Genomic DNA, 25466 nt, shown 5'->3' on the forward strand with positions numbered 1-25466 from the left:
CGGCCGCGATCGGCGACGACGAGATCCTGGTCGGCTACGACGGCTCCACCGACGCGACGGTCGCCCTGGACTGGGCCATGGACGAGGCGGGCCGCTCGGGCCGGCCGGTCCGGCTGGCGTACGTCTTCGAGTGGCTGACCGTGGCCGGCTGGATCGGTCCCGGCGTGGCACCGGGAGTCTGGCCGGACGAGACCGCCCGGCGCGAGGTCGAGGAACTGGTCCGCAAGGCGGCGGCGGACGCCGCCGCCGAGCGGCCCGGCCTCACGGTGCACGGCGAGGTCTTCGACGGCCCACCCGCCCTCGTCCTGCAGGAACGCTCCGCCGAGGCGGGGATGCTGGTGCTCGGCAGCCGCGGGCACGGCGGTTTCGGCGGCCTGCTCGCCGGCTCCACCGCGGTGTCGGTCACCGCCCACGCCCACTGCCCCGTCGTGGTGGTCCGCGACGGGCAGGCGGCCACCGCCGGCCCGGTGGTGGCCGGCGTGGACGGCTCCGAGTCCTCGCTGCGCGCGTTGGCCTTCGCCGTCGAGCGGGCCGCCCAGCGGGACGTGCCGCTGCGGGTGCTGCGGGTCTGGGAGCCGCCCGGAGAACGACGGGCCGAGGTCGACCGGGAGGAGGTGACCGCCAGCGAACGGGCGGCGGTCGAGGCCGACCTCGCCCCGTGGCGGGAGACCTTCCCGGACGTCCCGGTCGAGCGCCAGGTGACCCCGGGCAACCCGGCCGCGCTGCTGGTCGACGCGAGCCGGGACGCGCAGCTCGTGGTGGTCGGCACCCGGGGCCGGGGCGGGCTGCGGGGCATGCTGCTCGGCTCGGTCAGCCAGCAACTCCTGCACCACGCGCACTGTCCGGTCGCGGTGGTCCGGGAACGCTGAGCCCGCGGACGCCCAGGCAGCGGACGGCCACGCCGTGGCCGATCCGCAGATGGGCCGCCGCCCAGCCCGTGACGCTCCGTAACGGCACCGGGAGACAACGTCCCTTGTTTGGATATGCCTCCGCGGCATATTCATGCCGCAGAGGCATATCGCTCGCAAGTGGTTGGCCGGGTGGCCGCGACACGCCGGGCACCGCTCGAGACGCTCGTCACCGCCCGGGGGCGGTCGGCCTCTCCTCCGGGTTGAGCGAGAAGTAGTCCTCCTCTTCCTGCGCCAGGTGCAGCCGCAGCACCGCGTCCAGGCCGTACAGGGCGGCGAGCAGGTCGGGCACCTCGTCGGGGCGCAGCCGGCCGTCCGGGTTCTGTGCCAGGTGGCCGCCGATCCGGTCCACCAGCCGGCCGATCTCCACATGCCCGCGGCTCATCGTCGAGGTCGCCTCGTCGCTGCCGAGCGGGCCGGCGAGGGCCGGGTAGAGCTGCCGTTCCTCGGCCACCTCGTGCGGCAGCACCTCGTCGACCAGCCGGCGGTGCACGTGCCGCAGCGCCGGTACGCACTCCGGCGCGTCCGGGCGGGTCGCCACCAGGTCGGCGGTGTCCCGCAGCCGGGCCAGCACGTCGCGGACCCCGCCGTGCTCGCCCGCGTACCGGTCCAGGAGGGCCCGGGTCTCCGGTGGGACGTCCCGGCGACGCAGGCCGCCCCCGAGGGCGCGCAGCGCGTTGAGGATCACCAGCACGTCGATGCCCTCCTGCAGGAAGGCGCCGGCCACCGGGGGCAGCCCGCCGGCGGCGGCCACCACCATCGCGACGACCGCCAGTCCCATGCCGACGGCGGCGCTCTGCACGGCGATGCGGCGCGCGTACCGGGCGATCTCGACGGCGTCGGCGAGCCGGTCCAGGCGGTCCACGGTGAGCACCGCGTCGGCCACGCCGGCGGAGGCGGTGGCCCCGGTGGCACCCATCGCCACCCCGACGTGCGCCTCGGCCAGCGCCGGAGCGTCGTTCACGCCGTCGCCGACCATCACGGTGACCGCCCGGCCGGACTCCTCCTTGACCCGCGCCACCTTCGCCTGCGGCGAGCACTGGGCGATCACGTCGTCCACGCCGACGGTCTGCGCCACCTGCCGGGCGGTCCTCGGCCGGTCGCCGGTCACCATGACCAGCCGGCCCAGCCCGGCCTCGCGGAGCCGCCGCACGGTACGCCGGGCGTCGGGGCGTACCGGATCCTCCAGCAGGATCGCGCCGAGCGGGCTCCGGTCGTCGCTGACCCAGACGGTGGAGCGGCCGGCCAGCTCGGCGCGCTCGCGGGCCCGGCGGGCCCACTCCGGTGGCTCACCGGCGAGCTGCCCCACCCGCACCAGCCGGCCGTCCACCCGGCCGGTCACCCCGCGCCCCGGCTCCTCCGTAACATCGTTCGGCTCGGTCAGTCGGAGCCCCTGCTCGTGGGCCTGCCGGACCAGTGCGGCGGCCAGCACGTGCGGGGAGAGCTGCTCCACGGACGCGGCCAGCCGCAGCACCTCGTCCCGGTCTCCGCCGGGCGGGACCACCGTCTCGGCGGCGCGCGGGCGCCCGGCGGTGAGCGTGCCGGTCTTGTCCATCAGCAGGGTGCGGGCCCGGCCCAGCAGTTCCAGCGAGCCGCCGTCCCGGACCAGCACGCCGCGCCGGGCCACCCGGGACAACCCGGAGACGATGGCGATCGGGGTGGCCAGCAGCAGCGGACAGGGGGTGGCCACCACCAGCACCGCCACCGCCCGCAGGAACTGGCCGGAGAGCACCCCGGCCACCCCGGCCAGCAGCAGGGTGAACGGCACGAACGCGGCCGCGTACCGGTCGGCGAGCCGGACCATCGGCGCCTTGCGGGCGGTGGCCTCCTCGGCCAGCCGGACGATCCCGGCGTACGTGCTCTCCGCCGCGTTGCGTCGGGCCCGCAACCCGAACCCGGCGCCGGCGTTGACCACACCGCTGGCCACCTGCTCGCCCCCGGCCCGGGTGACCAGCTGCGACTCGCCGGTGACCACCGACTCGTCGAGCGTGGCGGCCTCCTCCACGGTCCCGTCCACCGGCACCACGTCGCCGGGGCCGACCAGCAGCCGGTCCCCCACCGCGACCCGGTCCAGCGGCACCACCTCGATCCCACCGCCCGCGGTACGCCGCCGGGCCTGCCGCGGCGCGCGTTCCAGCAGCGCCCGCAGGTCCCGGCTGGCCCGGCGCTGGGCGTAGTCCTCCAGCGCCCGCCCGGTGGCGACCATCACGGCGATCACCGCGCCGGCCAGGTACTCGCCCACGAGCAGCGTGCCGACCAGCGCCAGCACGGCGATGACGTCCACCCCGAACTGCCGCCGCCAGAGCCGCCGCAGCGTCGACCACAGGGCCGGCAGCAGGGCCACCAGGGTCACCGCCGCCCAGACCAGCTCGGCCGCGCCGTGCAGCCCGGCGAACCACAGCCCGGCGCCGGCCAGGACGGCCAGGGTGAGCAGGGTCAGCGGGGACCACTGCAGCCAGCCCGGCCGGCGGCGCGACACCGGCCGTTCGGGTACGCACTCGCGCGGTTCCGCTCCCACCTGCGGATCGTCTCAACGCCAGAGCGGGCGGGGTAGGGCAAACCTGGGTAATCCGGCGGGTCGAAGGGCCCGGGCAACCGGGTCGTGCGAGCCGTGCGCCCGGCCCCGTGATGGCCGAGGATGGAGCGGCATCCCCACCCGGGCCGGCCCGGTGTGGGGCACGATGGGGAAAACAGGAAAGGTCGTGACGATGAGCCACGAGACGCCGGCCGCGGACCGCCCGCTGCCCACCGCGCTCGCGGAGGCCGCCGCGATGGCCGGCCGCGCCCCCTCGGTGCACAACACCCAGCCGTGGCGCTGGACCGTCCTGCCCGACGCGCTGGAGTTGCGCATGGCCCGGGACCGCCAGCTCAGCGCCATGGACCCGGAGGGCCGGCTGCTGACCGTCAGCTGCGGCGCGGCCCTGCACCACGCCCGGGTGGCGCTCGCCGCGGAGGGCTGGACGCCGGTGGTGGAGCGGCTGCCCGACCCCACCCAGCCCGACCTGCTGGCCCGCCTGACCGGCCTGAAGCACGCCGGGGCGGACCCGGACGCCATGCACCTGGTGCAGTGCATCCAGGTCCGGCACACCGACCGGCGACCGGTGAGCGACGAGCCGATCTCCGACGCCGCCCTCGACGAGATCAGCCAGGCGGCCATGCGCGAGGGCGTCAACCTGCAGGTGCTCGACGACGGTCAGAAGATCCAGCTCGCCAGCGCCGCCCAGCAGGCCGCGGCCGTCGAGGCGGACAGCCCGGAGCTGCGCGAGGAACTGGCGTACTGGACCAGCCGGGCCGGCACCGGCGCCGGGCTGCCGCCGGAGGTGCTGCCGGCCGAGGCCCCGCAGACCACCGTCCCGGGCCGGGACTTCGGCCACCCCGGCACCCTGCCGATCGGTCCCGGACACGACCGGGCCGCCGCCTACGGGATCCTCTGGGGCACCGAGGACGAGCCGGACAGCTGGCTGCGCGCCGGCGAAGGGCTCTCCGCCGCCTGGCTCACCGCCACTCGGCTCGGCGTGTCGCTGGTCCCGCTCAGCGGGGTGGTGGAGGTCGAGGGCACCCGGCAGGCACTCCGGCAGATGCTGGCCGGCCTGGGCTTCCCGTACATCTCGATGCGCCTCGGCCGCGCCGACCCGACGCACGCCGGACCCGCCCACACCCCGCGGCTGGACACCGCGCAGACCGTCGACACCTCGGCCGTCGGCGGCAGGCAGCCCTGACGGCACTCGTCCGGGCCGGTCACCGGGCGATAGCATCGCCCGGTGACCAGTGCACCGAATCCCCGGAACGAGCACGTCACCCCGTCGCTGGGCCTGACCCCGCTGTCCCGGGTCCGGCTGGACGAGCTCCTGCAGGAGATGCTCGACCGGGTCGGCGAGGTGGTCACCAGCCGGGAACGGCTACGGGCCCTGCTCGACGCCGTGGTGGGCATCGGCACCGACCTCGACCTGCGCAGCACCCTGCAACGGATCGTGCAGTCGGCGTGCGAGCTGGTCGGCGCCCGGTACGGCGCCCTCGGCGTCATCGGCCCCGACCGGCTGCTGCACGACTTCATCATCCACGGCATCAGCGACGAGCTGCACGCCAAGATCGGTGAGCTGCCGCACGGGCGGGGCGTCCTCGGCCTGCTCATCGACGACCCCCGGCCGCTGCGCATGCCGGACATCACCCAGCACCCCAAGTCGTACGGCTTCCCGAAGCACCACCCGCCGATGCACAGCTTCCTCGGCGTGCCGGTGCGCATCCGCGACCACGTCTTCGGCAACCTCTACCTGGCCGAGAAGCAGGGCGCGACGGAGTTCACCGAGGACGACGAGGAGATCGTGGTCGCGCTCGCCGCGGCGGCCGGCGTGGCGATCGAGAACGCCCGCCTCTACGCCCTGGCCCACCGGCGGGAACGCTGGCTGGCCGCCACCGCCGAGATCACCTCGGTGCTGCTCGGCGAGGTCCGCCGCACCGACGCGCTGGCCCTGGTGGCCCGGCGGGCCCGCGAGGTCGCCGAGGCGGAGCTGGCTCTGGTGCTGCTCTACGACGAGGACGAGAGCCAGTTCACCGTCGAGGTGGTCGACGGGGCCGACGAGTCCGCCCGGGAACTGGTCGGCGCGGTGCTGCCCGCCGCCGAGACCACCTTCGCCGGCTCGGTCACCGAACGCCGCCACGAGCTGGTGGACGACCTCGCCGCGGCCGCACCCTGGCCACGGCCGGTGGTCGCGGGCCCGGCGATGGTCTCCCCGCTCGCCGCCGCCGACACCCTGCACGGCGTGCTGGTGATCGCCCACCGGCCCGACCACGGTCCCGCCGCCGAGGACGACGTCGCGCTGCTGGGCAGCTTCGCCGGCCAGGCCGCGCTCGCCATGGAACGGGCCCGCGGCCAGGAGGAACGGGAGCTGCTGGTGGTCCTGGAGGACCGCGAGCGGATCGCCCGCGACCTGCACGACGTGGTGATCCAGCGGCTCTTCGCCACCGGCCTGCAGCTGCAGAGCGGGGCGATGAACGCCCGCCCCGAGGTGGCCAAGCGGATCAACCAGGCGGTCGACGACCTGGACGCCACCATCCGGGACATCCGCCGGACCATCTTCGAGCTGCGCACCCCGATGAGCGCCGCGCTGCGTACCGAGATCCGCGACGCGATCGAGGTGGCCGCCGAGTCGCTGGGTTACCGGCCCGAGCTGGAACTCGTCGGCCCGATCGACAGCGCCGTCCCCGACGCGCTCCGCCCCGAGCTCACCGCCGTGCTCCGCGAGGCGCTCTCCAACGCCGTACGCCACGCGCAGGCCGAGCGAGTGGCGGTGACGGTGCAGGTGGAGGCCGGCTGGGTGTCGGTGACCGTCACCGACGACGGGGTGGGCTGCGACCCGGCGGCGGCCCGCAGCGGGCTGGTGAACCTGCGCGAGCGGGCCGAACGGCTCGGCGGCGACTTCCAGCTCAGCCGGGTGGTCCCGCACGGCACCGAACTGCGCTGGAGCGTCCCGCTGCGCGACTGAGGCGCGGCCCTAGTGGCGCTGGCCCAGCAGCCGGGTGGCCAGCACCGCCGCCTGCGTCCGCCGCTCCAGGCCCAGCTTCGCCAGGACGCTGGAGACGTAGTTCTTCACCGTCTTCTCGGCCAGGAACATCTTGCCGGCGATCTCCCGGTTGGTGAGCCCCTCCGCCACGTACTCCAGGATCCGCCGCTCCTGCTCGGTGAGGGACTTCAGCTCGCGTGGCTGCTCCACGCCGCTGCGGATCCGCTCCAGCACCCGGGTGGTGATCGCCGGGTCGAGCAGGGACTGCCCGGCGGCCACCCGGCGGACCGCGTCCACCAGGTCGGTGCCGCGGATCTGCTTGAGCACGTACCCGGCGGCGCCGGCCATGATCGCCGCGAAGAGCGCCTCGTCGTCCTCGTACGAGGTGAGGATCAGACCCTTGATCGAGGAGTCCACCGCCCGGACGTCCCGGCACACGTCGATGCCGTTGCCGTCGGGCAGCCGGGCGTCGAGGATCGCCACGTCGGGGCGGAGCGCCGGAATGCGCCGGGCCGCCTCCTGGGCGGAGCCCGACTCACCGACCACCTCGATGTCGCCGCTGCTGGTCAGCAGATCGGCAAGGCCACGACGGACGACCTCGTGGTCGTCGAGCAGAAACACCCGGATCATCCGTCCTTTCTACCCCCAGGTCACCCCGGCGTGCACGGGCCGAAGGTCCCGACCGTTCCCCACCCCGGCGGGCAGACGGACCCGCCGAGGTGGGGACCTCCGGCCCTGCTCACCGCCCTGCCCGGTGACGCACCGTGGGATGGAGCGACCGGGAGGGCGGCACGGCCCGCACGGAGGGAGCAACACCATGACCACGGGCTACACCGTCGAACAGCTGCGCACGGCGGCCGGCGACGCGGTACGCGCGCCGTCCCTGCACAACACCCAGCCGTGGCGGTTCCGGCTGCACGACGGCGGGATCGAACTCTCCGTCGACCCGGTGCGCCGGCTGCCCGCCACGGACCCCGGCGGCTGGGGCACCCGGATCGCCTGCGGGGCGGCGCTGTACAACCTGCGGCTGGCGCTCGCCGTCGCGGGCAACCCCGCCACGGTCCGGCTGCGCCCGTATCCGGCCGACCCCGACGTCGTGGCCCGGCTGGTCCCGGACGTCCCGCGCCGCCCCACCCCGACCGAGCGGAGCCTGTACGCGGCCATCGACCGCCGGTTCAGCAACCGCGCGCCGTTCTGGCCCGACCCGGTCCCCGCCGACGCCCGCTGGCGCCTCGGCGAGGCCGCCCGGGCCGAGCAGTGCTGGCTGGAGCTGCTGATCGGCACCAGCGCGGTCAACGCGTTCGCCGAGATCGCCCGCAGCGCCCACCGGGTCCTCGAACGCGACCCCACGTACGTCGCCGAACGGGCCGCCTGGATCCGCACCGAGCCCTCCCCCGACGGGGTGCCCGCGGCGGCCGGCGGACCGCAGAGCGAACCGCAGGACCTGCTGCCGCAGCGCGGATTCGGCGGGCGCAACCGCGCCCCCGGGCGGGACTTCGAGCCGGAGCCGCTGGTGGCGGTGCTCGGATCGGCGGGAAACACGGCGACGGATCAGATCATCGCCGGGCAGGCCCTGCAGCGGGTGCTGTTGACCGCCACCGACGCGGGGCTGGCGGTCTCGATGATCTCGCAGCCGATCGAGGTGCCCGGGGCGCGGGAGGCGCTGCGGCTGTCGCTGGGGCGGTTCGGGACGCCGCAGATGGTGATGCGGATCGGGTACGGGCAGCCGGGACGGGCAACGCCGCGGCGGCCGGTGGACGAGGTGCTCGACCTGCCAGTGCCGCGGGCCTGACCGCGCCGAGGTCGTCCGGCGGCCTCCCACCCCCGTGCCCGTCGGCTCGCCGGCGGGTCAGGTCCCGGTCGCCGCGGCGGCCAGCAGCGCCCGCTCGCGCTCCGGGTCCAGCCCCACCGCGGCGCGCGCCGGTCGTCCCGCCCGCGCCGGCACCCGCCCCACCTCGCCCAGCCAGCGCCAGGTGTCGGCGACCGTCTCGGCCACCGGCCGGCAGACCAGCCCCGCCGCGTACGCCCGCTCGACGCCGCGCTCCTGCAACCAGCGGTACTCGTGTCCGCGCGGGATCCAGACCGGCAGGTCGTTCCACGGCTCCACCCCGGCGGCCAGGAGCACCTCCGGATCCGTCCAGCGCAGCGTCGCGTCCGCGCCGGTCACCGCCAGGGCCGCGTCGAGCAGCTCACCCATCGTCGCGTGCCCGGTCCGGCCGATCACGTTGTAGGCCCCGCCGGCCCCGTCGATCCCCCGGTCCAGCATCCAGGCCGCGAGGTCCCGTACGTCGATGTACTGCAGCGGCAGGTCACGCGGCCCGGGGGCGAGCACCTCCCCGCCCCGGGCGATCCGCTGCAACCACCAGGGCAGCCGCCCGATGTCCTCCCCCGGCCCGAGGATCAGCCCGGCCCGGGCCAGCAGTGCCCGGTCGCCGAAGACCTCCACGGCGGCCCGCTCACCGCCCGCCTTGTTCCGGGGGTAGTCTCCGTCGCCCGCGTGCGCGTCGGCCTCGACGGTCGGGGCCTCCTCGGCCACGCCCGGCTCGACCGGCGGGGCGTACACCGAGCCGCTGGAGACGTAGACGTAGTGCGGCACCGCACCGGCCAGAGCCCGCGCCGCGGCGCCCACCGCGTGGGGCGCCCCGTCCCAGGTGTCCACCACGAGGTCCCACTCGCCGCCGGAGAGCGCCGCCAACCCGTCCGGCGCCGTCCGGTCGCCCCGCAACCGATGTACGCCGGCCGGCACGTTCCCGTGCCGCCCCCGGTTGAACACCGTCACCGACCAGCCGCGGCGGAGGGCCTCCCGCACGGTCGCCCCACCGACAAATCCCGTCCCGCCCAGCACCAGCAGTCTCATGCGTCCCACCCTGCCCGCTGTCGCCCGGTCCGGTGAGCGATGTTCACGGTGAGCGGATCTGCCCAGGGCAGAACGGGCCGGGTGGTGTCGGGCCGGATGTCCGCTTTCGGGAGTGACCCAGGGCATCCCGGGGCCGGAATGGTGGGCGGACGGGGGTCGTTGAATCCCGTGTACGGCCGAGGAAGACCACCCGCCGAGGCGGGTGCCGGGCCCCCGGAATGATGGCGGGCCGCCGGTCGTTACACATGGTCCCGGCGCCGCGAAGAGGCCCCGCCCCGCGCGCCGGATCCCCCCGAAGACTTCTTGAGCGCCTGACGGTGCTTGCGCACGAAGCCGACCCCCATCGGCGTGTGCGCCAAACCCCCGAATGGAGCTTTGTCATGAACACGATGCTGCGTAAGAGCGTGCTCGGTATTGCTGGTCTCGCGTTCGCCGGTGGTCTGGCCGCCGGTCCGCTGCACCACGAGGCCACCCCGACCACCGCCGTGACCGAGGCCGCGGTCGTGCAGGCCGACAAGCCCGACACCAGCAAGCTGATTCCGCATGGTGTGCAGGGCGCCCAGTCGCGCATCGACCTGTCCGGTGAGCAGGTCGGTAACGCGAAGGCGATCATCGCGGCGACGAAGAAGGCGGGTCTGCCGGAGCGGGCCGCGGTGATCTCGATCGCCACGAGCCTGCAGGAGTCGAAGCTGGAGAACCTGGGCCACCTCGGCGACGCCAATGACCACGACTCGCTGGGCCTGTTCCAGCAGCGCCCGTCCAGCGGTTGGGGTACGCCGGAGCAGATCACCAACCCCGAGTACTCGACGCTTGCGTTCGAGAAGGGTCTGAAGCAGGTCGACGGGTGGCAGGACATGCCGCTGACCGAGGCCGCCCAGACCGTGCAGGTCTCGGCCTACCCGGACGCCTACGCCCAGTGGGAGCAGCAGGCCGCCGACCTCGTCGCCCAGCACTGGAACAGCTGACAACCACACAAGCGCACCAAGCCGCTGGCCGGCACCCGAACACGGGTGCCGGCCAGCGGCATCTGTGCGTACCAGAAGGCAAGAGTGACCGGCGGACGGCGAAGGCCCACGGCGGGGGGCAACCAGCCAGCAGCACAAAGGCTCGTCACCCCGGATGGGGCGACGAGCCTGAGGTACCTGGTGGGCGATACTGGGTTTGAACCAGTGACCTCTTCCGTGTCAAGGAAGCGCGCTCCCACTGCGCCAATCGCCCGAGCGACCGCCGGGTGGATCGCGAGCGGACGACGGGATTCGAACCCGCGACCCTCACCTTGGCAAGGTGATGCGCTACCAGCTGCGCTACGTCCGCGTGCCGCCGGCTTGCGTCGGCGACGGGGAGAACTGTACCCGATGACAAGATCGTCGGTCGAACCGACCCGCCGGCCGTCAAGGCCCCCGGCGCGACCTGCGATTGGGCCGGCGACCACCTGGGTACTGACTCCGATCGACAGCGCACCACATCCCCCCGAAGGAGGCTGTCATGGGAATCGGTACCAGCATCTTCCTGATCGCGGTCGGCGCGATCCTCACCTTCGCGATGGACGCCAGCATCGGCGGGGTCAACCTGGACGTCGTCGGCTGGATCCTGATGGCGGCCGGGGTGCTCGGCCTGATCATGTTCACGCTGGTGTGGGGCCGCCGCCGTGAGGTGGTCACCACGACCGATCCGGTGGAGTACCGGCGGGTCGAGGAGCGGCGGGACGTCGCCCCGCCGCTGTGACGGGATGCGAGCCGGGGCCGACGGAGCTGATCGGACCCGTGGAACCGCGAAGCGGGGGTGCCATTCGGCACCCCCGCTTCGCGTACGTACCCGGTCAGGCGCGCATCAGTTCGTTCAACGTGCCGTAGTCGTAGTCGTAGGCGCCGGCCAGCGCCCCGTACGTGCCGGCGGCCAGCGCCTCCTCGGCGGCCCGGCGGGCCACCGCGTACGCGGCCTCGGCGACCGACGAGCCGAGGCTGACCCGCGCCAACCAGAGGCGCTGCTGACCGCCGCCGCCTGACCGGTCCGCCATGACAAAGAGGCCGTGTCGATGATCGACACGGCCTCTGAGCTGGTGGGCGATACTGGGTTTGAACCAGTGACCTCTTCCGTGTCAAGGAAGCGCGCTCCCACTGCGCCAATCGCCCTCGTCTACTGCGAGGTGGAGACGGGATTTGAACCCGTGTACACGGCTTTGCAGGCCGTTGCCTCGCCTCTCGGCCACTCCACCGAGGTTGCCCCCGACATGCGTGGCGGCATCTCCGAGCGGACGACGGGATTCGAACCCGCGACCCTCACCTTGGCAAGGTGATGCGCTACCAGCTGCGCTACGTCCGCACGCCCCGGTGTTACCCGGTGACGGATGAGAACTTTAGCCGAGCCCGGGAGGGGTTGCCAAATCGGGGTCCCCTTTCCGGCGCGTTCGGGTGACGGGCGGCCCACCGCGCGAGGCTCCGGGGAGCCCGGGCAGGAAACGTGGGCGGCGGTCGCGGCGGGAGGGGGAGAACACGGCGGGCGCGAGTGTCCAATTTCTGACCGCCGATCCCCCGGGTCCGATGGTTCGGTAACTCCCCGTGACCTGATCGATGGGCTACGGTAGCGATCGTGACGAGACGATCGGCCGAAATCCGCCTCGATGCCCTGTTACGCACCGCATGTGAGGTTATCGCGGAACGTGGACTCGCCAACACCCGGACGTCCGACGTGGCGGAGGCCGCCGGAGTCAGCCAGGCCCTGGTCTTCTACCACTTCGCCACGAAGGACCGGATGCTCGCGCAGGCCTTCGCGTACGCCGTCGAGCAGGATCTGGCCCGGCTCGACGCGGTGGTCCGCTCCACCGCCCCGCCGCTGGCCAAGCTGCGCCGGATGCTCCGCCTCTACGCCCCGACCGGCCGGTCGACGTCCTGGTCCCTCTGGATCGAGGGCTGGGCCGAGTCGCTGCGGACCCCCGAGCTGGAGAAGGTCTCCCGCCGCCTGGACCTGCGCTGGCGCCAGGACCTCGCCGCGGTCATCTCCGCCGGCGTCGCCGACGGCACCTTCGACTGCCCCGACCCGGCGGGCGCCGCCTGGCGGATCAGCGCGGTCATGGACGGACTCGCCGTCCAACTCTCGGTGCACGAGCGGGTGATCACCCGGCGGCAGATCGCCGCGTGGATCCGGCTCGTCGCCGCGCGGGAGCTGGGCCTGGAGCCCGCCCAGCTCGACTGAGCCTCGGCCGGGCGGCGGTCAGCCGGCGTACCGCTCGGGGGCGGCCGCGGGGCGGCGGCGCTGGCGCTCCCGCAACCGATCCCGGGCCGGCGGGTGGACGTTGGCCCGCTCGAGGTCGCCGCCGTAGTGGGCGAGCACCCGATGGTCCATCACCCGGCGCCAGATCGGCGGCACCAGCGCGGCGACCACCATGGTGGCGTAGCCGGCGGGCAGCTGAGGCGAGGAGTCGAAGCTGCGCAGCGTCTGGTAGCGGCGCAGCGGGTTGGCGTGGTGGTCGCTGTGCCGCTGGAGCTGGAAGAGGAAGACGTTGGTCACCGTGCGGTCGCTGTTCCAGCTGTGCCGGGGATCGACCTTCTCGTAGCGGCCCGCGGCGGTGCGTTGCCGGGCCAGCCCGTAGTGCTCCAGGTAGTTGACCACCTCCAGCAGGGAGAAGCCCACCACCGCCTGGACCACCAGGAAGACCAGCACCCCGGGGCCGAACGCGATCGCGAGGACCGCGAAGAGCAGCGCCGTCATCGCCCAGGCGTTGAGCACGTCGTTGCGCCAGGTCCACGGGCTGCGGCGGCGCAGCCGGAACCGGCTGGTCTCCAGCCGCCAGGCCGAGCGCAGGCTGCCCCGGACCGTACGCGGCCAGAAGGCCCAGAAGCTCTCGCCCAGCCGGGAACTGGCCGGATCCTCCGGGGTGGCGACGCGGGTGTGATGGCCGCGGTTGTGCTCGACGTAGAAGTGCCCGTACGCGGTCGGCGCCAGGGCGATCTTGGAGAGCCAGCGCTCCGCCGCCTCCCGCTTGTGCCCCAGCTCGTGGGCGGTGTTGATGGCGATGCCGTCGACCACCCCGACGGTGGCGACCAGACCCGCCGCGGCCACCCAGGAGAGCCCGTCGCGGGCCCAGACCGCGCAGCAGAGCACCAGCGCCGCGTACTGCGCGGGCAGGTAGAGGTAGGTGAGCCACCGGTAGTAGCCGTCGGCCTGCAGTGCCGGCACGGCCTCCTCCGGCGGGTTCTCCCGGTTGTCGCCGAGCAGCAGGTCGACCACCGGAATGACCCCGAACACCACCACCGGGGTGAGCCACCAGGCCGCGGCGGCGCCGGTCGCGCGCCAGAGCGCCCAGGCGATGAAGGGCAGCACGGGGACGAGCAGGGCGAGCGGCCAGAGCGGCTTGCGGGTGTCGCGCCAGGGGGTCGTGTCGGTGCCCATCGTCAGCCTCCGATCCGTTGACTCCTGTCCAGACTGTGGCAGCCGTCCCGGCGATTTACAAGAGGCGAAGTTTTGTAAAGCGATCCGGGACAGCTACCGCCAGGGGTTCCGCCCGTACCCGAGGCCGGGGTCGTCCTTCGGCCCGGGGACCGGGCGCAGCAGGCGCCGCATCCGCAGCAACAGCCCGGCGCCGAGGAACAACAGCAGGCCACCCAGGAGGAACGCCGCCTGGATCACCCCGAACCCGCCCACGGCGGCGGCGGGCCGGCCCGCCGCCCCGGGCGGCAACGGCTCGGTTACCGCCTCGTCGCCGGGCGTGGCGTCCGCCGCCGGATCTTCGGTGGCCGGCTCGTCCGTCGGCGACTCCGTCGGCCCGGCGGCGCTCCGCGTCGGCTCCGGCGTCGCCTCGGCCGGGTTCGCCCCCGCGCCCTCCCCCACCACCTGCCGGCTGGCGGCCTGCCGGGCCAGCAGCCGCAGGTCCTGGTCGTACGCCTCGGCGGCGAAGCTCACCCGACCCCGGGCGACGTCCTCGGCGAACGCCACCCGGTAGCGGGCGGTGACCGTCCGGCCGGGACAGAGCACGCCGGGGTCCAGCTCCCGGTCGGTCAGCCGGGCCACGTCCCCCGCGGTCCGGACCTCCAGCGGGAAGGAGCCGCCCTCCTCCACCCGGTCCACCGTCACCTGGTCCAACCGCAGTCCCTGCACCTGCAGCAGCATCGACCAGCGCACCTTGACGCAGCCGCCGCCGTCGGACCGGGACACCACCGCGGAGAGCGTCTCCACCCGGTCGCCGGCGGTGAACTCCTCCGGCAGGCCGCTCAGCTCGGTGGAGAAGGCGGCCGCCGCCCGGGCCGGCAGGGCTGTGACGGCCCCCGCCCCGGACAGACAGGCCAGCACCACCCCGACCCGCACCGCGTACCGCCACATGCTCACCACCGCCTCGTCCTCCGGTCGGTCCGGTCCACCGGGCAACGCTAGGAGCGCCACCGGCAACCCGGTAGACGGGCGTGTTCGCGCGGAACGCCAACCGCAGGGGCCTGTTTCACGCAGTGTGATGAACCGGTCACGCCCGCCGCGCGACACGCCCGGATCGCCGGCGGGCCGCGTCGCGGCGTAGGACAGAATCAGCCGGTGTCCGACCTCTCCGCGGCCTTCGTCCGGCTGCACGCCCGGCTCGCCCCGGTCGCCTTCGTCCCCGAGGTGCGGCTGCACCAGGCCGACGAGCCGATCGGCCTGTGGGAGCTGACCGAGGGCGAGTTCCACAGCGCCCAACCGCCGCCGTTCTGGGCCTTCGCCTGGGCCGGCGGGCAGGCCCTCGCCCGCTACGTCACCGACCACCCGGAGCTGGTCGCCGGCCACCGGGTGCTCGACCTCGCCTCCGGCTCCGGGCTGGTCGCCATCGCCGCGGCCCGGGCCGGCGCGGCCGCCGTCCGGGCCGTCGAGGTCGACGAGCGGGCCGTCGCGGCCGTCGCGCTCAACGCCGAGGCCAACGGGGTACGCGTGGACGCCGAGTTCGGCGACATCCTCGACGGCGACGCCGGCGGGGCCGAGGTGGTGCTCGCCGGGGACGTCTTCTACAGCGAGGCGATGGCCCGGCGCATGCTGCGCTTCCTGCTCCGGGCCGCCCGGTCCGGGGCCCGGGTGCTGGTCGGCGACCCCGGCCGGGCGTTCCTGCCCCGCGACCGGTTCCACGAACTGGCCGCCTACGACGTGCCGGTGCCGGAGGCGCTGGAGAGCGTACGGGTGAAGCACACCACCGTGTGGGAGTTGGACCCGACCCCGCCGGGGGCCGCCCGTTAGCGTGACGGCGTGCTGTTCCGGGGCTGGGGCGAATCCGTCGACGGGCCGTGGCCCGACACGGCGACGATCGTCGACCACGTCGGGGTGCCGCACCTGGTGGTGACCCGCCACGCCCTGGTCCGCCGGCTGCTCACCGACCCGCAGACCTTCCGGCCGGACAACGCCCTCGACGCGGTCACCCCGATCCCGGTGGCCGCCCTGCGGGTCCTGGCCGGGCACCGGTTCCGGCTGCCCCCGACGCTGGCCAACAACTCCTCCGCCAGCCACCCGGAGATCCGTCGCATCGTCGCCGACGCGCTGCACCCCGACCGGGTGGCCGCCCAGCAGCCCTGGCTGACCGCCCTGGTCCGGCAGCGGGTGGCCCGGCTCGGCACCGACCTCGACGCCGGCCGGGCGGTCGACCTGTACGCCGAACTCGCCGCCGACCTGCCGCTGCTGGTGCTGGCCCGGCTCGTGGAGCTGCCGGACGCCCCGGTCGACGCGGTGAAGGACTTCGCCCGGGCCGCCCTGGAGCTGTTCTGGGCGCCGCTCGACGAGTCCCGGCAGCTCGCCCTCGCCACCGAGGTCGGCCGGTTCCACACCGTGCTGCGCGCGTTCGCCGCCACCGGCGGCGGGCTGGCCGCCCGGCTCCGCGCCGCCGGGCATTCCCCCGACGTGGTGGTCGGCGCGCTGTTCTTCCTGCTGGTCGCCGGCCAGGAGACCACCTCGCAGTTCCTCACCCTGCTGCTGCACCGGCTGACCGGGGAACCGCGGGTCCGCGCCGGGCTGCGGGCGGGCACGATCGCGGTCGCCGACGTGGTCGAGGAGGGGCTACGGCTGGAGCCGCCCATCGTCACCTGGCGGCGGGTGGCCGCCGTGGACACCACCCTCGGCGACACCGCCGTCCCGGCCGGCACCAGCATCGTGGCCTGGCTGGCCCGGGCCGGCCGCGACCCCGAAGTGGTCGCCGCGCCGGACGAGTTCCGGCCGGGGCAGCGCGGCTCCCGCCGGCACCTGGCCTTCGGGGCGGGGGCGCACCGCTGCGTGGGCGCCCAGCTGGCCCGGATGGAGGCGGCGGTGGTGGTCGCCGAGGCGGCGCCGCTGCTCGACCGGGTGGCCGTGCAGCGCCCGCCGTGGTGCCCGGACAACCTGACCTTCCGGATGCCGGATGCCTTCGTGGTCCGCCGGGCCTGACGGCGTGGCCGGCTTCCCGGGCGACGCCGGAGTCCCGGCGGCTTCCCGAGCGACGCCAGGGCACACGGGTCCCGCCCGCCTGTCGAGCTGATGCCGTAGACGACTCACCGGCGTAGGAGGCACGGGTCGGTGAGCGGACTTTCCGGACGAGTCGGCGGCACGCGAGACCTTCGGCGCGGCCCGCCGATGTCGTATCCGACTCAGCTCGACAGCACGGTCAGGGTAACCGGCCGGCGGCGGCAGACCCCCGGGCCCCAGCGGACCTGACCAAAGTCAGGGTGGAGCGCCGCCGATCGACGGCAGTGCGACGGGCGCCCCGATCCCTACCGTCGGCGCATGATCACGTTACGTGGGTTGACGAAACGGTTCGGGACGGCGACCGCGGTCGACGCCCTGACCCTCGACATCGGACCGGGCCAGGTGACCGGCTTCCTCGGGCCCAACGGCGCGGGAAAGTCCACCACCATGCGGATGGTGCTCGGCCTGGACCGGCCCACCGCCGGGCAGGCCCTGGTCAACGGCTGCCCGTACCGGGAGCTGCGGCACCCGCTGCACGAGGTGGGCGCGCTGCTCGACGCCACCGGCATCCACCCGACCCGCTCCGGTCGGGCGCACCTGCGGGCGATGGCGCGCAGCAACGGGATCCCCGCCCGCCGGGTGGCCGAGGTGCTCGACCTGGTCGGCCTGGACGGGCGCGCCGCCGACAAGCCGGGACGCGCGCTGTCGCTGGGCATGGGACAGCGGCTCGGCATCGCCGGGGCGCTGCTCGGCGACCCGCCGGTGCTGCTCCTCGACGAACCGGTCAACGGGCTCGACCCGGACGGGGTGCGCTGGATCCGCCGGTTCACCCGGAGCCTCGCCGACGAGGGCCGGACCGTGCTGATCTCCAGCCACCTGATGAGCGAGATGCAGCAGACCGCCGACCGGGTCGTGGTGCTCGGCCGGGGCCGGCTCGTCGCCGACGCACCGCTGGCGGAGCTGATCGCCGCCGGCCGGGCCACCTCGGTCCGGGTACGCGGCCCGGAGCCCGCCGGCCTCGCCGCGCTGGGCGCCCGGTTGACGGCCGAGGGGGCGAGCGTGACGCCGGACGACGACGGGCTCTCCGTCACCGGGGCCACCGCCGCCCGGGTCGGCGACGTCGTGTACGAGCTGGGGGTGCGGGTGCACGAGCTGACCCCGGTGGCCGCCTCGCTGGAGGAGGCGTTCCTGGAACTCACCGCCGACAGCGTCGAGTACGCCGCCGGCCCGGCCGGAAGCGAGCCCCGATGACCACCCTGCCCACCGCCGCCCCGACCCGCCCGGCGTCCCGCCCGGCCCCGACCAGCGGCCCCTTCGCCGGGGCGGTGGCCGCCGAGTGGACCAAACTCTGGTCGGTCCGCTCCACCTGGTGGGCGCTGCTGGCGGCGGCGCTGACCATGGCCGCCACCGCCGCTCAGCTCGCCATCTACGCGGTCAACGCCAACACCGACGACGACCCGACCGTCGCCCCGGGCGTCGTCCCGGTCGGCCACATCGTGACCGGCTCCCTGGAGCTGACCCAGTACGTCGTCCTCGCCCTCGGCCTGTTCGCCATCACCAGCGAGTACGCCACCGGCACCATCCGGACCACTCTGCGCTGCACCCCGTCCCGGGGTCGGGTGCTGCTCGCCAAGGCGGTCGTGGTCGGCGCGGTGACGTTCCTGGTCGGGCTGCTGCTCGGCGGCGTCGGCGCGGCGGTGGCCGGGCCGGTGCTGGGCGAGTGGGGACGCGCCCCGCTGGGCGGCACCCTGACCGACCTGGTCGCCTCCGCCGGCTACCTGGCGCTGGTGGCGGTGCTGGCGCTGGGCCTGGCGGCGGCGCTGCGCGGCGCGGTGCTCACCCTGACCGTCCTCTTCGCCCTGCTGATGATCGTGCCGCTGTCGCTGCAGGAGCCGGCGATCACCGTGCTCACCCGGATCGCCGACGCGTTCCCCGGGGTCGCCGGCAACCACTTCCTGGCCGGGGACACCGAGCCGTACCCGGCGGTGGTGGGGCTGCTGCTGCTCGCCGGCTGGGCGGCCGCCGCGCTGGCCCTCGGCCGGTGGGCGCTGGCTCGCCGGGACTCCTGAGCGGCGGGCGGGGCTGGTCAGCCGCTGGGCGGGACCAGCCCCGCCTCGTACGCGAGGATCGCCGCCTGCACCCGGTTGCGCACGTCCAGCCGGGTGAAGATGCTGGTCAGATAGCTCTTCACGGTGCCCTCCACGAGGTGCAGCCGGCGGCCGATCTCGGCGTTGGACAGTCCCGCCCCGACCAGCGCCAGCACCTCCCGCTCCCGGTCGGTCAGCCCGGCGAGCCGGTCCCGCGCGTAGGGCCGACGGGCCAGCCGCCCGCCGCTCCACTCGATCACCCGGCGCGCCACCCGCGGCGACAGGTACGCCCCGCCGTCGGCGACCGCCCGGATCCCGGCGAGCAGCTCCCGGGGATCGCCCGACTTGAGCAGGAAGCCGCTCGCCCCGTGGCCGAGCGCCCGCGCGATCAGGTCGTCCTCGCCGAACGTGGTGAGCATGAGCACGGCCGTCTCCGGCACGAGCCGCCGGATCTCCACCGCCGCGCTCAGCCCGTCCCACCGGGGCATCCGGATGTCGAGCAGCGCCACCCGGGGCCGGTGGGCGCGGACCAGCTCCACGGCCGCCCGGCCGTCGCCGGCCTCGCCGACCACCTCGATCCCGGGATCGGCCGCCAGGATGGCCCGCACCCCGGCCCGGACCAGCGCCTCGTCGTCGGCGAGCACCACCCGCAGGGGGCACCCGTGGTCGTCGGTCACCGCGCGATCCGCTCCTTGCTGACCAGCCGGCCGTCGGAGAAGCAGAGCCGCCAGGTCGGCTCCGCGAAGGGGAAGTTGCCGTCGGTGTAGTACTCGCAGCCGGCCGGGCCGCCCGGGGTCGGCGGGTCGGCCGGCCGGCGCGGCAGCCCGAGGGCGTCCCGAGGGTCGCCGACCCGCAGCCGCTCGTACCCGGGCCGGTCGAGGACCGCACCCGCGGTGGCCAGCGGGTAGTAGACCAGGGCGAGCACCAGGGCGAGAGCGGCCGGGGCGCCGAACGCCACCAGCAGGCTGCGCCGGACCCGCCGCCGGGCGGTCTCGACAGCGCCGGCACGGGCCGCCGAGCCGGCGGTCCCCGCCGCCGCGGCTGCGGCATCCTCCGCACCGGGCAGCCCGGCCTCGTGCGCCGTGGCGTCTCCGGTCAACGGCAGCCGAGCCGTGACCGCGAAGCCACCCGCCCGGGGACCCGCGTCGAGCACCCCGCCGGCGAGCCGGACCCGCTCGCGCAGGGCGAGCAGGCCGGAGCCGTGCGACGCCGGCCCCGGCAGCGGTCCGGTCGGCGCGGCGTCGTTCACCACGCTCACCCCGACCTCTCCCCCCGAGCTGTCGACGGTGACGGTCACCCGGGCGCCGGGCGCGTACCGGGCGGCGTTGGTCAGCGCCTCGCGGACCACCCGGTGCACGGCGTGCGCGACCAGCGGCGGCAGCTCCGCCGCACCGTCCCCGGCGCACAACTCCACCGCCATCCCGGCGTCGCGGGCGCCGGCCACGAGTTCCGGCAACGTCTCGCCGGCCGGCCGCAAGGAGTCCGGCCGCTCCTCGCGGAGCACACCGATGATGTCGTGCAGCCGTTCGGTGGCGGCGGCCACGCTCGACCGCAGCTCCCCGGCCGCCGCCCGGTGGGCCGGCGCCAGGTCGGACGCCAGCTCCAGCCCGGCGGCGCGCAGCGCGATCAGGCTCAGGTCATGCCCCAGCGAGTCGTGCATGTCCTGGGCGATCCGGGCCCGCTCGCGCAGCCGGACCCGGTCCACCGCGGCCCGCCGCTCCCGTTCCTCGGCCTCGGCGTGCCGCCGCCCCGCCTCGGCGAGGGCCCGCTGCTGGCGGCGCAACCGGCCGAGCAGCCACGGGAACACCCCGGCGAAGAGCAGCACCGAGGCGAGCAGGAACCAGGTGGCCGGGCCGGTGCCGAGCAGCCCGAGGTTGAGCGCGGTGCCGGCGACCGCGATGGCGCCGAACACGGCGGCCACCCGGCCGGCGTCGGCGCTGCGCCGCCCGGCGAGGTAGCTGAAGACCGGGATCGCGAAGACGAAGTTGCCGTCGACCAGCGAGCCGAGCACCACCGCCACCAGCGCCGCGAGCGGCCACCGCCGGCCGAACGCCACCGCGAGGCCGAGCAGCGCCAGCGAGCCGACCAGCAGCGGCACCGCGTGGCGGGGCCAGGGCGGGGTGAGTCCGGCGTACCCGACCGGCGCGGCGACCACGGCCCAGAGCAGCAGGTCACCGGCCCGGCGCCGGCCGGTCGGCGTCGTCTGCCCGTGCGGTTCCACGGCGGTCACGCTACCGACGGCGGCCGGGGCCGGACACCGACGAAAGTCAGGTGCTCAGCTGATCTCCTCCGCCCAGGCCCGCCAGTCGTCCAGCACGCCGTAGAGGGCGGGGGTGAGCCAGCCCGGGGCGGACCGGCGGAACACCCCCGGGTCCATCGCGCCGGCGCCCATCGGCACCGCGCCGAGCAGGTTCGGCACCAGGTCGGACAGGTTGAGCCAGTGCACCAGCTCCGGCTCGGCCGGCCAGGCGCCGATCACCACGCCCGCCGGGATCGCCCGCCGCTCCAGGGCCTCCAGGGTGAGCGCGGTGTGGTTCAGCGTGCCGAGCCCGGCACGGGCCACCACCACCGCCGGGGCGCCCAGCGACACCGCCAGGTCCGCCACCGTCCACGGCTCGCCCGACGGCCGCACCCCCATCGGTACGAGCAGCCCCCCGGCCCCCTCCACGAGGACCAGGTCGTGCTTGTCGGTCTCCTCGCGGATCGCGTCGACGGCGGTGTAGAGCTCCAGCGGCTCCAGCTCGGCGACCCGGGCCGCGGCGAGCGGGGCGAGCGGATCGGGGTAGCTGGCCAGCGTCCGGCCGGTGAGCGGGGCGGCCAGCCGGGTGACCGAGTCGACGTCGGCGGGGTCGCCGGTCGCCGTACCGGTCTGGCCGGGCTTGACCACCGCGACCCGCAGCCCGGCGGCCTGCGCCGCGGCCGCGATCGCCGCGGTCACCACGGTCTTGCCGACCTCGGTGTCCGTGCCGGTCACCAGCACCGGCCCGGTCCAGCCGTTGCCGTTGCTCATGGCGCACACTCCACAATCACGTCGAGGGCCCGTTCGAAGTCCGGCCGGGCCACGCCGGTGCTGATCGTGAGCCGGAGCCGGGAGCGGCTGTCCGGGGTGGACGGCGGCCGGAAGCAGCCCACGGCGACGCCGCGGTCCCGGCAGTCGGCCGCCCACGCGGTCGCCGCCTCCGGACCGGGCGCGGGCACCGAGACCACCGCAGCGTCGGGGGCGGAGACCTCGAGTCCCGCCGCGCCCAGCCGGCGCACCGCGAGGACGGCCCGCTCGGCCAACTCCTCGCGCAGCCCGTCGCCGGCCCGGGCCAGCCGCAGCGCGGCCAGCACGCCGGCCGCGACCGCCGGGGGCAGGGCGGTGTCGAAGATGAACGTCCGGCCGGTCTCCACCAGGTGCCGGACGAACTCGGCCGGCGCGGCCACGACGCCACCGGCGCCGCCGAGCGCCTTGGAGAGGGTGGCGGTGACCACCACGTCCGGCTCGCCGGCCAGGCCGGCCGCGGCCACCCCGCCGGCGCCGCCCGGACCGGTGACGCCGAGCGCGTGCGCGTCGTCGACCAGCAGCAGCGCGCCGTGCCGGCGGGCGACGGCGTGCAGCGCGGCGAGGGGGGCGAGGTCGCCGTCGACGGAGAAGACCGACTCCGTCACCACCACCGCCGGCCGGCCGGGCGCGGCGGCCAGCGCGGCGGCCACCGCGGCGACGTCGGCGTGCGGGGTCACCACGGTCTCGGCGCCGGAGATCCGGCAGCCGTCGATCAGCGAGGCGTGGTTGTGGGCGTCGGAGACGAGCAGCGTACGCGGCTGCACCAGGCCCCGGACGGCGGCCAGGTTGGCCAGGTAGCCGGAGGAGAAGACCAGTGCCCGGTCGGTGCCGAGCCAGTCGGCGAGGGCGTCCTCCAGCGCGTGGTGCAGGTCGGTGGAGCCGCGCACCAGCCGGGACCCGGTGGCCCCCAGCCCGTACGCGGACAGGGCCCGCGCGGCGGCGGCGGTGACCTCGGGGTGGGTGGCCAGGCCGAGATAGTCGTTGCCGGCCAGGTCGACGACGGCGTCGCCGGCGTCGCGCGGCCGCAGCGTACGGGTGAGCCCCGCCCTGGCCCGCAGCTCGGCGCGGCGGTCCAGCGCCGCCAGCCAGTCCGCCACCGTCCCGTCCCTCCCGCCGACACCTCGCCCCCTCGGAGGCGCTTCCGCCGGGCGAAGTTACCACCCGCCGGGGCGGGCCCGGCGTGCCGTGGTCCGGCTCGCCGGGCCCGCTCACCGCGGCCGGACGCAGCCGTTTCCCGGCCTCGGAGCGGCCTTGTAGGGTACGAGCCATGCCAGAGATCCTCGACCAGGCCCGGACCCAGGTGCTGGAGCAGGGCGTCGGCCTCGACGAGGCAGGGGTCCTCGCCGTGCTGAACCTGCCCGACGAGCACGTCCCCGCCGCCCTCCAGCTCGCCCACGAGGTGCGGATGCGCTGGTGCGGTCCGGAGGTCGAGGTGGAGGGCATCGTCTCGCTGAAGACCGGCGGCTGCCCGGAGGACTGCCACTTCTGCTCGCAGTCGGGCCTGTTCACCTCGCCGGTCCGCTCGGTCTGGCTGGACATCCCGGCGCTGGTCGAGGCGGCGAAGCAGACCGCGGCGACCGGGGCCACCGAGTTCTGCATCGTGGCCGCGGTGCGCGGCCCGGACGCCCGGCTGATGAAGCAGATGCGCGAGGGCGTGGCCGCCATCCGGGCCGAGGTCGACATCCAGGTCGCCGCGTCGCTGGGGATGCTGACCCAGGAGCAGGTCGACGAGCTGGTCGACATGGGTGTGCACCGCTACAACCACAACCTGGAGACCTGCCGCTCCTACTTCCCGAACGTGGTCACCACGCACTCGTGGGAGGAGCGTTGGGAGACCTTGAAGATGGTCCGCGAGTCCGGCATGGAGGTCTGCTGCGGCGGCATCCTCGGCCTCGGCGAGACGGTGGAGCAGCGGGCCGAGTTCGCCGCGCAGCTCGCCGAGCTGGACCCGCACGAGGTTCCGCTGAACTTCCTCAACCCGCGCCCGGGCACCCCGCTGGCCGACCGTCCGGTGGTGGCGGGCCGGGACGCGCTGCGGGCCATCGCCGCGTTCCGGCTGGCCATGCCGCGCACCATCCTCCGGTACGCGGGCGGCCGCGAGATCACCCTGGGCGACCTGGGCACCCGCGACGGCCTGCTCGGCGGCATCAACGCCGTCATCGTCGGTAACTACCTGACCACCCTGGGCCGGCCGGCGACCGACGACCTCAAGCTGCTCGACGACCTGAAGATGCCGGTGAAGGCGCTCTCCGCGACGCTGTGAGGCAGGGATGACCGTGACCCAGTCGTGGTGCGACCGCTGCGGTGCGGAGGCGTCCGGGCCGCACGAGGCGTGCGCGGCGGCGCGGGCGTTGGAGCCGCCGCGCTACTGCGTCCACTGTCGGCGCCGAATGAAGGTGCAGGTCGTGCCGACCGGCTGGTCGGCGGTCTGCGTCGAGCACGGCGAGATCCGGGGCTGAGCCGTGCTGCGGGGGCGGGCGGTGACGTTGCGACCGGCGACGGACGCGGACGTGCCGGTTTTCACGGCGATCCGGGCCACCCCGGAGGTGCAACGCTGGTGGCGCGGCGGCGCGGACCTGGCCGAGGCGATCCGCGCCGACCTCGCCGACGACGAGCTGGCCGTCTATGCCATCGAGCACGACGGCCGGGTGGTCGGGGCGATCCAGTGGTACGCGGAGACTGACCCGGACTACCGCCACGCCAGCCTGGACATCTTCCTCGACCCGGAGGTACGCGGCGCCGGGCTCGGTGGGGACGCCATCCGCACCCTGGCCCGGCACCTGATCGACGAGTACGGCCACCACCGGTTCACCATCGACCCGGCGGCGGCGAACACCGCGGCGATCCGCGCGTACGCGAAGGTGGGCTTCCGTCCGGTCGGCATCATGCGCCGCTACGAGCGGGGCGCGGACGGCCGCTGGCACGACGGCCTGCTGATGGATCTTCTCGCCGACGAACTCCCCGACTGAGCCGGTCGGCCGTCCGCCGTTCCCGGCCCGGGCGGTCGGCCGTCCCAGAGCAGGTGGCCGTCGGGGAGGCGGTGGGCCCCCGCCGCGGGCCGGTGCGGGCTGAGCCGGCCGTCGGGCATCAGATGCCGTACCGGGACCCGGTGACCGAGCATCGCCACGTCGGCGATCAGCCGCCGGTGGCAGCGCCACCAGACGCTCTCGCTGCACATCACGGCGGTGGCCCGGTGCGTGGCCTCCGCGAGCACCCGGTCGAGTGCCGCGTCGAAGTCCGGTGTCCGGGTGTACGCGGCGTACGCCCGGAACGCCGCCACCGTCCACCAAATGTCCGGCTCCGGCTCTCCGGCCGGGACGTGCCGGCGGCCGCCGAGGCGCGGTTCCCAGCGGTAGTCGACGCCCCGCTCCGGCAGCCAGCGTTCGAGTTCCTCGCGCCGGACGTCCGGGTTGGTCCGGCTGGCCGGGTACCGCCGCACGTCCACCACCAGCGCAACCCCCGCCCCGGCCAGCAGCTCGCCCAACCGCTCCCGGTCGGCGGCCCCGTGCCCAAGCGTCAGCAACACGCACTCGACTTGCCCACAATCGCCGGCGTGACGCCAGCCTGACGGATCTGCGCGCCCACGAACTGCCCAAGATAGGCACATCTCGGACGAAACGCCCGGCAAGCGGGATGTCCCGATCCGAGGGTGACGTGTCCTTCCGGACGGCCATCGGCCCCCGGCTC

Annotated in this window: 25 protein-coding genes and 5 tRNA genes; 14 read left to right on the top strand and 16 right to left on the bottom strand. The window is 75.1% G+C overall.

Going from position 1 to position 25466, the window contains the following annotated elements:
• The first annotated feature begins 8 nt into the window (after positions 1–8).
• A complete protein-coding gene (locus tag Q2K19_RS02105; RefSeq protein WP_302772203.1) occupies positions 9–869 on the top strand; it encodes a universal stress protein in 861 nt (286 codons plus the stop codon).
• Between the two features lie 208 nt (positions 870–1077).
• Here Q2K19_RS02105 and Q2K19_RS02110 read toward each other — a convergent pair whose 3' ends face one another.
• The gene (locus tag Q2K19_RS02110) at positions 1078–3426 is read right to left on the bottom strand and encodes a heavy metal translocating P-type ATPase (protein ID WP_302767139.1); all 2349 of its coding nucleotides are present in this window, start codon (positions 3424–3426) and stop codon (positions 1078–1080) included.
• A 190-nt stretch (positions 3427–3616) separates the two neighbouring features.
• Here Q2K19_RS02110 and Q2K19_RS02115 point away from each other — a divergent pair, with 190 nt between their 5' ends.
• Positions 3617–4627, top strand: a complete 1011-nt coding sequence (locus tag Q2K19_RS02115; protein WP_302767140.1) for an Acg family FMN-binding oxidoreductase — start codon at positions 3617–3619, stop codon at positions 4625–4627.
• 93 nt (positions 4628–4720) lie between these two features.
• Positions 4721–6391, top strand: coding sequence for a sensor histidine kinase (locus Q2K19_RS02120; protein ID WP_302772205.1), 1671 nt, complete (start codon positions 4721–4723; stop codon positions 6389–6391).
• 9 nt (positions 6392–6400) lie between these two features.
• Here Q2K19_RS02120 and Q2K19_RS02125 read toward each other — a convergent pair whose 3' ends face one another.
• Positions 6401–7039: a response regulator gene (locus Q2K19_RS02125; protein WP_302767142.1), complete on the bottom strand. Its 639-nt coding sequence runs from the start codon at positions 7037–7039 to the stop codon at positions 6401–6403.
• 187 nt (positions 7040–7226) lie between these two features.
• Here Q2K19_RS02125 and Q2K19_RS02130 point away from each other — a divergent pair, with 187 nt between their 5' ends.
• Positions 7227–8201, top strand: a complete 975-nt coding sequence (locus Q2K19_RS02130) for an Acg family FMN-binding oxidoreductase (protein WP_302767143.1) — start codon at positions 7227–7229, stop codon at positions 8199–8201.
• Between the two features lie 57 nt (positions 8202–8258).
• On the opposite strand, the gene Q2K19_RS02135 is transcribed toward Q2K19_RS02130, so the two are convergent.
• A complete protein-coding gene (locus tag Q2K19_RS02135; RefSeq protein WP_302767144.1) occupies positions 8259–9266 on the bottom strand; it encodes an NAD-dependent epimerase/dehydratase family protein in 1008 nt (335 codons plus the stop codon).
• Between the two features lie 380 nt (positions 9267–9646).
• Here Q2K19_RS02135 and Q2K19_RS02140 point away from each other — a divergent pair, with 380 nt between their 5' ends.
• Positions 9647–10231, top strand: a complete 585-nt coding sequence (locus Q2K19_RS02140; RefSeq protein WP_302767146.1) for a hypothetical protein — start codon at positions 9647–9649, stop codon at positions 10229–10231.
• Positions 10232–10409: 178 nt separating this feature from the next.
• Here the strand turns inward: Q2K19_RS02140 and Q2K19_RS02145 are convergent.
• Positions 10410–10484, bottom strand: a tRNA-Val gene (locus Q2K19_RS02145).
• Positions 10485–10507: 23 nt separating this feature from the next.
• A tRNA-Gly gene (locus Q2K19_RS02150) sits at positions 10508–10580 on the bottom strand.
• Positions 10581–10751: 171 nt separating this feature from the next.
• Between Q2K19_RS02150 and Q2K19_RS02155 the strand changes: the two genes are divergently transcribed.
• A complete protein-coding gene (locus Q2K19_RS02155) occupies positions 10752–10991 on the top strand; it encodes a DUF6458 family protein (protein WP_302767148.1) in 240 nt (79 codons plus the stop codon).
• Positions 10992–11085: 94 nt separating this feature from the next.
• On the opposite strand, the gene Q2K19_RS02160 is transcribed toward Q2K19_RS02155, so the two are convergent.
• The 4 genes from Q2K19_RS02160 to Q2K19_RS02175 form a co-directional block, all read right to left on the bottom strand.
• Positions 11086–11283 (bottom strand): hypothetical protein, encoded by a 198-nt coding sequence (locus tag Q2K19_RS02160; RefSeq protein ID WP_302767149.1) that lies wholly within the window; start codon positions 11281–11283, stop codon positions 11086–11088.
• Between the two features lie 40 nt (positions 11284–11323).
• Positions 11324–11398, bottom strand: a tRNA-Val gene (locus tag Q2K19_RS02165).
• A 12-nt stretch (positions 11399–11410) separates the two neighbouring features.
• Positions 11411–11481 (bottom strand) — tRNA-Cys (locus Q2K19_RS02170).
• Between the two features lie 34 nt (positions 11482–11515).
• Positions 11516–11588: transfer RNA gene (locus Q2K19_RS02175), tRNA-Gly, on the bottom strand.
• Positions 11589–11855: 267 nt separating this feature from the next.
• Here Q2K19_RS02175 and Q2K19_RS02180 point away from each other — a divergent pair.
• On the top strand, positions 11856–12458 hold the full coding sequence (locus tag Q2K19_RS02180; RefSeq protein ID WP_302767151.1) for a TetR/AcrR family transcriptional regulator: 603 nt from the start codon (positions 11856–11858) through the stop codon (positions 12456–12458).
• An 18-nt stretch (positions 12459–12476) separates the two neighbouring features.
• Here the strand turns inward: Q2K19_RS02180 and Q2K19_RS02185 are convergent, their stop codons facing one another.
• Complete coding sequence (locus Q2K19_RS02185) at positions 12477–13655, bottom strand: alkane 1-monooxygenase (protein ID WP_302767152.1); 1179 nt, start codon at positions 13653–13655, stop codon at positions 12477–12479.
• Positions 13656–13748: 93 nt separating this feature from the next.
• Complete coding sequence (locus tag Q2K19_RS02190) at positions 13749–14582, bottom strand: hypothetical protein (protein WP_302772207.1); 834 nt, start codon at positions 14580–14582, stop codon at positions 13749–13751.
• 204 nt (positions 14583–14786) lie between these two features.
• Between Q2K19_RS02190 and Q2K19_RS02195 the strand changes: the two genes are divergently transcribed.
• The 4 genes from Q2K19_RS02195 to Q2K19_RS02210 all read left to right on the top strand — a co-directional run bounded on the left by Q2K19_RS02195 (position 14787) and on the right by Q2K19_RS02210 (position 18715).
• Positions 14787–15455, top strand: a complete 669-nt coding sequence (locus Q2K19_RS02195; protein ID WP_302767153.1) for a class I SAM-dependent methyltransferase — start codon at positions 14787–14789, stop codon at positions 15453–15455.
• Between the two features lie 9 nt (positions 15456–15464).
• Entirely contained in the window at positions 15465–16628 is a 1164-nt protein-coding gene (locus tag Q2K19_RS02200) for a cytochrome P450 (RefSeq protein WP_446839705.1), read from the top strand.
• 336 nt (positions 16629–16964) lie between these two features.
• The gene (locus tag Q2K19_RS02205; protein ID WP_302767156.1) at positions 16965–17897 is read left to right on the top strand and encodes an ABC transporter ATP-binding protein; all 933 of its coding nucleotides are present in this window, start codon (positions 16965–16967) and stop codon (positions 17895–17897) included.
• Positions 17894–18715 carry an ABC transporter permease subunit gene (locus tag Q2K19_RS02210; protein ID WP_302767157.1) on the top strand — a complete coding sequence of 274 codons (822 nt, stop codon included), beginning with the start codon at positions 17894–17896 and terminating at the stop codon, positions 18713–18715. Before Q2K19_RS02205 ends, Q2K19_RS02210 begins: the two co-directional genes overlap by 4 nt.
• 17 nt (positions 18716–18732) lie before the next feature.
• Here the strand turns inward: Q2K19_RS02210 and Q2K19_RS02215 are convergent, their stop codons facing one another.
• The 4 genes from Q2K19_RS02215 to Q2K19_RS02230 are packed head-to-tail and all read right to left on the bottom strand — an operon-like array spanning position 18733 to position 22876.
• Entirely contained in the window at positions 18733–19410 is a 678-nt protein-coding gene (locus tag Q2K19_RS02215) for a response regulator transcription factor (RefSeq protein ID WP_302767159.1), read from the bottom strand.
• Complete coding sequence (locus Q2K19_RS02220; RefSeq protein ID WP_302767161.1) at positions 19407–20954, bottom strand: histidine kinase; 1548 nt, start codon at positions 20952–20954, stop codon at positions 19407–19409. Before Q2K19_RS02220 ends, Q2K19_RS02215 begins: the two co-directional genes overlap by 4 nt.
• 54 nt (positions 20955–21008) lie before the next feature.
• On the bottom strand, positions 21009–21743 hold the full coding sequence (gene bioD, locus Q2K19_RS02225; RefSeq protein WP_302767164.1) for a dethiobiotin synthase: 735 nt from the start codon (positions 21741–21743) through the stop codon (positions 21009–21011).
• Positions 21740–22876 carry an 8-amino-7-oxononanoate synthase gene (locus Q2K19_RS02230; protein WP_302767165.1) on the bottom strand — a complete coding sequence of 379 codons (1137 nt, stop codon included), beginning with the start codon at positions 22874–22876 and terminating at the stop codon, positions 21740–21742. Before Q2K19_RS02230 ends, bioD begins: the two co-directional genes overlap by 4 nt.
• A 170-nt stretch (positions 22877–23046) precedes the next feature.
• Here Q2K19_RS02230 and bioB point away from each other — a divergent pair, with 170 nt between their 5' ends.
• Genes bioB through Q2K19_RS02245 form a run of 3 tightly spaced genes read left to right on the top strand, consistent with a single transcriptional unit; the run spans position 23047 to position 24748 of the window.
• Positions 23047–24042 carry a biotin synthase BioB gene (gene bioB, locus Q2K19_RS02235; protein ID WP_302767167.1) on the top strand — a complete coding sequence of 332 codons (996 nt, stop codon included), beginning with the start codon at positions 23047–23049 and terminating at the stop codon, positions 24040–24042.
• Between the two features lie 7 nt (positions 24043–24049).
• Complete coding sequence (bsaP, locus tag Q2K19_RS02240) at positions 24050–24238, top strand: biotin synthase auxiliary protein BsaP (RefSeq protein ID WP_302767168.1); 189 nt, start codon at positions 24050–24052, stop codon at positions 24236–24238.
• 3 nt (positions 24239–24241) lie between these two features.
• Positions 24242–24748, top strand: a complete 507-nt coding sequence (locus Q2K19_RS02245) for a GNAT family N-acetyltransferase (RefSeq protein WP_302767170.1) — start codon at positions 24242–24244, stop codon at positions 24746–24748.
• On the opposite strand, the gene Q2K19_RS02250 is transcribed toward Q2K19_RS02245, so the two are convergent.
• Complete coding sequence (locus tag Q2K19_RS02250; RefSeq protein ID WP_302767171.1) at positions 24673–25305, bottom strand: DUF488 domain-containing protein; 633 nt, start codon at positions 25303–25305, stop codon at positions 24673–24675. The two genes, Q2K19_RS02245 and Q2K19_RS02250, sit on opposite strands and share 76 nt — an antisense overlap.
• Positions 25306–25466: the final 161 nt, after the last annotated feature.

Origin of the sequence: Micromonospora sp. NBRC 110009, assembly GCF_030518795.1 — a bacterium.
In the GTDB taxonomy this organism is placed as follows: domain Bacteria; phylum Actinomycetota; class Actinomycetes; order Mycobacteriales; family Micromonosporaceae; genus Micromonospora.